This window comes from Aphanizomenon sp. UHCC 0183 (assembly GCF_009712065.1).
Classification (GTDB): Bacteria; Cyanobacteriota; Cyanobacteriia; order Cyanobacteriales; family Nostocaceae; genus Dolichospermum; species Dolichospermum heterosporum.
In genome coordinates this window covers 19,603-26,087 of sequence record NZ_VILC01000081.1, presented here as the reverse complement: position 1 = coordinate 26,087, position 6,485 = coordinate 19,603, and the positions used below count along the sequence as shown (strand labels likewise).

Here is a 6,485-nt window from a genome sequence, read left to right as displayed (position 1 = left end):
TTCAAAAATTTTCCAGTTCTTTTAGTCATCAAAAGACAACTTCTGCTATTGGTTAGTTAGAATGATGAAAGATGGTAGCAGAAATTTTTTATTTGGTGACAATGATTTAGCTAAATTGGCGTGTATTTTGCAGAAATATCTATTTCTAAATCTGGTAATGAAACTTGCAGAAAGTAATAATGATTTATCTATTTATTCCTAGATACCATTTTAATCACGTGAAGATTTGAGCAGCTAAAAAGCCGTAATCAACCTTTGCACTAATTCAACATCAAGGAGATTTATACCATGTCAGATATATTGTTTGATGATGTACCTGTTGAGCAACAAGAAACAGTAGTTGGTGGTGAGAGTTTTTCTTATTATTCTTTTTCTCGTACTAATGGGAAAGAACTGACAAAAGAAGAACGAGAAGAATGGCTCAAAAAAATATGGGCTGTAAATGAGTCCTCATCCTTCAAAAGGTTGTTAAGATCAATTTTCAACTAAAACTCTCTCAGAAATCAAATAGGCTCCTATATATAGGTTAATAATTACTATCAATCTGTAGATAATACTAGTTATACAGATTGTTTATTTTTCACACTTCTATCCATTGAATAAAGAATTATGATCCTAGCATTCCCCTGATGGTAAAGAATATTAATTTGATCTTTGTAGGTTGGGTTGAACGAAGTGTTCGCGTAGCGTGCCGAAGGCATAACCCAACATTAGACATAGGATAGCCAGGGGTATTGAGTTTCGTTAAACTAACTATATTAAAATAGCATAGAATTTAAACTCCATCGAATAAATTAGCCAGATTGGCGTGTATTTTTCGGAAATATTTATTTCTTAAATTAGTAATAAAGTTGGCGTAAATTAGCCATGACAAAGATAATCATAAACATATAATCTATTAACGAAAATAAGATTGATTGGTGATAATTGAAATTTAAAGGAACTTGAATAATGTCTAATCCATTGTTTACTACAGTATCTATTGAACAACAAGAAACCATAATTGGTGGTGGTGGCAATATCAACAATGCTAATGCTGTAGCTATAGGAAACAACAACCTAGTTGCAATTTCTAATAATATAACCAACATAAAAATCATATATATGATTTTTAATTTCTTTGTTTACCCACGTAGTCAGAGCAGAAAACACCGTCGCTGCAAATTATAGTTAGGAACGCAAATTTAATAACCTGCAATTCTGACGTAACCTGGAATGGTGCGTTACGCTGTCGCTAACACACCCTACTTTTGCACCTTATTTAATTCACATTCCTTAGCAAAGATTATCTGATATCAATTTGCTTAAAATCTTTGCTTTGGTGTTCCTTACCCGCCTGGAACTAAAGTTCTAGGCTAATAGCAAAATTGCGTTAAAACGCACTATTTTCAGAAAGTGTACTCACGAATTTTGAGATTATTTAGTCATCTTTAGCTGACTTGAGCTATTAGCCAGGAAATTTATTTCCTGGCTAGATATAGATTTCATATTAAACATATATTGATGATATCCTGCTCGTCTATCTGACATTATATAGAAATTAATTTAGCTAAGACTTGAAATTAGTTCAAATGAATTTAGCCGAGTTGGCGTGTATTTTTCGGAAATTTCTAGTCCTAAATCTGGTAATTAAGTTTGCAGAAAATGAGAATGAATTAACTCATAACTTCTCGATATTCTATTAACAAGCGAGGGGGAAAGCGGCAAACAAGCAGCAAACAAACCCAAGCAATAATACAAATCAAGGAGAATTCAGTCATGTCTAATTTATTTACCGAAGTATCTGTTGAACAACAAGCGATCGTAGCTGGTGGTTTTAATAATAATAATCATCGTCGTAATGTTCCTCGTCGGACTCCTCCTAAGTTTTCTGCAGCTATTGTTAAGACATCTACTGTTGCGGCTGCAATTACATTGAACGGAGGTAATGCTTCTGCTGATGGTATTTCTTATGGTAGTGCTTATGCGGGCTAATTAGAGTTCTACTATAGAACTTTTGTAATTAGTTGAAGTCAGTCAGCTATCAGTTAAAGATGATGTAGTCGAAAAGGCAAATCATAGCCTTTTCATACTTCTCTTACTGACCGCTGACTACTTTTAGTATAAGGTGATTTATCTATGAAACTCGAATTTGTTAAACAGCACAGCGAAGAAGACTGTGGAGCAGCTTGTTTGGCTTCAATCGCTAAACATTATGGTCAGACTTTTACCATTAGCAGAATTAGAGAAGCAGTCGGAACTGGGCAATTTGGAACCACCTTATTAGGATTAAAAAGAGGCGCGGAAATCCTGGGTTTTAAAGCCAATCCCGTGAAAACTTCGCCAGAAATATTAGATAAAATTAATGAAGCCCCCTTACCAGCAATCATTCACTGGAAAGGAAATCATTGGGTTGTTTTATATGGTAAAAAAGGTAAAAAATTTCTGATTGCAGACCCCGCAGTGGGTTTGCGTTATCTTTCTAAACAAGATGTAGAAGCAGCTTGGACAGATTGGTTATTATTATTAGTAGAACCAGATCCTATTCGCTTTTTTGCTCAAAAGCAAGATCAGGTCGGTGGTTTTTGGCGTTTCTTCCAACGAGTTTGGATTTATCGTGGCATTTTATTCCAAGCATTACCTCTCAATTTAGTCTTGGGTTTGCTGTCTTTAGCTTCCCCTTTTTTACTGCAAATTCTTACTGATGATGTATTAGTTAGAGGTGACACAAAATTATTGACTACAGTAGTAATTTCTGTAGTCGTCATGAATATTATTTCTCATAGTCTTTCATTTGTCCAGTCTAACTTAATTGCTCATTTTGCCCAACGAATGCAATTAGGTTTAGTCTTAGAATTTGGGCGGCAGATTCTGCGTTTACCATTAACTTATTATGAAACCCGTCGCAGTGGTGAAGTTGTCAGTCGGCTGCGAGATATTGACCAAATTAATCAATTAATTGCTCAAGTTGTTGTTGGTTTACCCAGTCAACTTTTTATTGCGGTAATTTCCTTATTTTTTATGTTATTTTATAGTTGGAAACTTACCTCAGCCGCTTTAGTAATTTCTGTGGTAATGACCATATCTACATTTATTTTTCAACCCAAATTACAGCAAAAAACTAATGAACTGTTAGTTACAGAAGCCGAAACCCAAGGGGTTTTAGTCGAAACCTTTAAAGGTGCATTAACTCTCAAAACAACCACATCAGGAAGACAATTTTGGGATGAATTACAAAATCGCTTTAATCGTCTAGCTAGGCTCACATTTCAGACAATGCAAATTGGGATTATTAATAATACATTTTCTGGTTTTGTTTCTAGTATTGGTAGTGTAATTTTACTTTGGTTTGGTGGCTATTTAGTAATTAATCCGGCTGAAAATCTGAGTATTGGACAATTACTAGCCTTTAACTCAATGAATGGTAATTTTATTGGGTTAATTAGTACAGTTATTAATTTTGTTGATGAATTTACCCGTGCGAAAACTGCTGTACGGCGGTTAACAGAAGTTATTGATGCCACTCCAGAAGATGACGATAATGGTAAAAAACCTTTTGCGACAATTTCTGAAAATGCTGATATTATTTGTACAAATATAAACTTTCATTATCCTGGTCGAATTGATTTATTAGAAGATTTTTCTTTAACGATTCCTGGAGGTAAAAATATTGCTTTAATTGGCAAATCTGGTTGTGGTAAAAGTACATTATCTAAATTAATTTCCGGTTTATATAAACTTGAATCTGGCAATATACAAATTGGCATTTATAATCTCCAAGACCTTTCCTTAGAATCTCTCCGTCAACAGGTAGTTCTCGTTCCCCAAGATGCTCATTTTTGGAATCGTTCTATTGTCGAAAACTTCCGATTAGGAGCACCTTATGTTAGCTTTGAACAGATTGTTAAAGCTTGTCAAATTGCTGGTGCTGATGAATTTATCAGTAAGTTACCTGAGACATATCAAACTATTTTAGGTGAATTTGGTGCTAATATTTCCGGTGGACAAAGACAAAGATTAGCAATAGCTAGAGCCATTGTTACAGACCCAGCAATTCTCATTTTAGATGAATCTACTGGCGGACTTGATCCAGTGAGTGAAGCCCAAGTTTTAGACCAATTATTTGAATATCGTCAAGGAAAAACAACGATTTTAATTACTCACCGACCCAAAGTAATTAATCGTGCTGATTGGATTGTTTTAATAGATCAAGGTAAGTTGAAATTACAAGGTTCTTTACAGGATTTACGTACTAAATCAGGAGATCATTTAGATTTTTTAATTCCCTAATTCCCTCTTGTGTTTACCCCCCTTAATTGGGAGTAGGGGGAGTAGGGGAGGTAGGGGGAGTAGGGGGAGTAGGGGAGGTAGGGGGGAGTAGGGGGAGTAGGGAGAGTAGGGGTGGTAGGGGGGAGTAGGGGGAGTAGGGGAGGTAGGGGGAGTGAAGAGTAAAGGAGTAAAGGAGGTGAGAAAGAAGATGATTGGTAACTCAGAAGAATCAAACTCAATATCAATGGTTAAATCTCATAGAGATTTGGGAATTTATCAAATTGCTGTTGAAGCAGCAATGAAAATTTTTGGGTTATCAAAAAATTTTCCTGTTGAAGAAAGATATTCTCTAACAGATCAAATTCGTCGTTCTTCTCGTTCTGTTTGTGCGAATATGGCAGAAGCTTGGCGTAAACGTCGTTATGAGGCTGCTTTTGTTGCTAAATTAAATGATTGTGAAGCTGAATCTGCTGAAACTCAAACATGGATAGAATTTACAGTTAAATGTAATTACTTAGATATTGAAACAGGACGTAAACTTTATGGTAATTATAATCAAGTTTTATCTGGTTTAGTGACTATGATCAATAACCCATCACGCTGGTTAATGAATCATAAAAACCATAAAAACCATAAATATTAATCTTCCCCCACCCCCCCACATCCCCCACCCCCCCACTCCCCCCACATCCCCCACATCCCCCACATCCCCCCCCACATCCCCCACAGGTTAAAAAATCCCGTTCAAAACTCAAATAGGAATCCTATATATCATTCATTATTTAGATAACCATGCTTTACACTGATAATCAAGAATTTAATTCTGTAATTGAAAATGATAATTCACTTCCTCCCATAAGTATTTGGACATCATTAACAGGTGTATTTCTAATTGGGACTGTTATTACTAGTATTTTTTTATCTTCATGGGTGAAATATAATGTCACCGTCAAAGCTGCTGCTATTATTCGTCCCGTAGGTGAAACTCGTGTCGTCCAATCAAAGATAGAAGGGACTGTTAAAAGTATCTTAGTCAAAGAAAATCAAATTGTTAAGCAAGGGGAAATAATCGCTCTTTTAGATACTGAGCAATTGCTAATTAAACAAAGCCAATTAGAAGAAAGTATCAAACAAAGTAAATTACAGATATTACAAATTTATGCTCAAAACCGGACTTTAAATAATCAAATTATGGCTGAAAAAAGAGTAATAGAAAGAGTTGTTGGTTCTGCTAAAGAGGATTTATTAAGAAGTAAAAGAGAATATGAAGAGCGAAAAATTAATACTGAAGGTGAATTAATGACAGCGGAGGTAAATATCCAAAAAGAATTAGTAGATCTACAAAAAGCTGAAGCTGATTTAGAATTTGCCAAAGTAGATCGTGACCGCTATCAACAATTAGCACAAATTGGCGCAATTGGCAACCGAGAATTTGAGCAAAAACAGCTAGTTGTTCAACAGACAACCTTAACACTACAAGCTGCAAAAAAAGCCGTTGATATCGCTAAAATAAAAGTTAAATCAAATAAAGCCGCGATTAATCCAACTACAGCAATGGTAAAAATTGCACAAGAACGGATTGCTCAAGAAACTGCTAGAGGTGAAGCAAATATAGCGGCTCTAAACAAAGAAAGAGAAGGCTTAATTCAGCGATTGGTAGAAATACAAACTCAAATAAAACAATCACAAAAAGAACTTCAACAAGTCGAAACCCAGCGGAGAAGTAGTGTAATTCTTGCCACGAGTAATGGGATTATATTTAAACTTAATTTAAGAAATTCTGGTCAAGTTGTGCGAGTTGGTGAATCTATTGCTGAGGTTGTCCCTGATAGTCCTTCTTTAGTAATTAAAGCCATAATTCCTACTGCGGAAATCAACAAAATTGCCATTAATCAAAAAGTGCAACTTCGTGTTGATGCTTGTCCCTATCCTGATTATGGAATTGCTAAGGGGACTGTTAAAACCATTGCTCCAGACGCAATTACACCTCAAAATAAAGATACAACTACGACAAATTCTCCTGGTATTAGCTACTTTGAAGCCACAATTCAGCCCGAAAGCAATTCATTTGGAATTAATGGTCATAAATGTCTGCTGCAATCAGGAATGAACGCTACAGCCGATATTATTTCTAGAGAAGAAACAGCATTGCAATTTATGTTGAGAAAAGCTAGACTAATTGCTGATTTATAAGTAGCTAAATAGCCGGAAAACTTAAATTAATTAGCAGGTGTTTG

6 protein-coding genes are annotated in these 6,485 nt (G+C 35.3%); 5 read left to right on the top strand and 1 reads right to left on the bottom strand.

Annotated elements, in window-relative coordinates; genetic code table 11:
• Window positions 1-288 precede the first annotated feature (288 nt).
• On the top strand, window positions 289-489 hold the full coding sequence (locus tag FJR37_RS20600; RefSeq protein ID WP_168467002.1) for a hypothetical protein: 201 nt from the start codon (window positions 289-291) through the stop codon (window positions 487-489).
• 350 nt (window positions 490-839) lie between these two features.
• Here FJR37_RS20600 and FJR37_RS20595 read toward each other — a convergent pair whose 3' ends face one another.
• On the bottom strand, window positions 840-1,091 hold the full coding sequence (locus FJR37_RS20595; protein WP_152540408.1) for a hypothetical protein: 252 nt from the start codon (window positions 1,089-1,091) through the stop codon (window positions 840-842).
• 667 nt (window positions 1,092-1,758) lie between these two features.
• On the opposite strand from FJR37_RS20595, the gene FJR37_RS20590 reads away from it, so the two are divergent.
• The 4 genes from FJR37_RS20590 to FJR37_RS20570 all read left to right on the top strand — a co-directional run bounded on the left by FJR37_RS20590 (window position 1,759) and on the right by FJR37_RS20570 (window position 6,441).
• Window positions 1,759-1,974 (top strand): hypothetical protein, encoded by a 216-nt coding sequence (locus FJR37_RS20590; protein WP_168467001.1) that lies wholly within the window; start codon window positions 1,759-1,761, stop codon window positions 1,972-1,974.
• 144 nt (window positions 1,975-2,118) lie between these two features.
• On the top strand, window positions 2,119-4,269 hold the full coding sequence (locus FJR37_RS20585) for a peptidase domain-containing ABC transporter (protein ID WP_168467000.1): 2,151 nt from the start codon (window positions 2,119-2,121) through the stop codon (window positions 4,267-4,269).
• A gap of 223 nt (window positions 4,270-4,492) precedes the next feature.
• Complete coding sequence (locus FJR37_RS20580; protein WP_053541290.1) at window positions 4,493-4,891, top strand: four helix bundle protein; 399 nt, start codon at window positions 4,493-4,495, stop codon at window positions 4,889-4,891.
• A gap of 149 nt (window positions 4,892-5,040) precedes the next feature.
• Entirely contained in the window at window positions 5,041-6,441 is a 1,401-nt protein-coding gene (locus FJR37_RS20570; protein WP_168466999.1) for an HlyD family secretion protein, read from the top strand.
• Window positions 6,442-6,485: the final 44 nt, after the last annotated feature.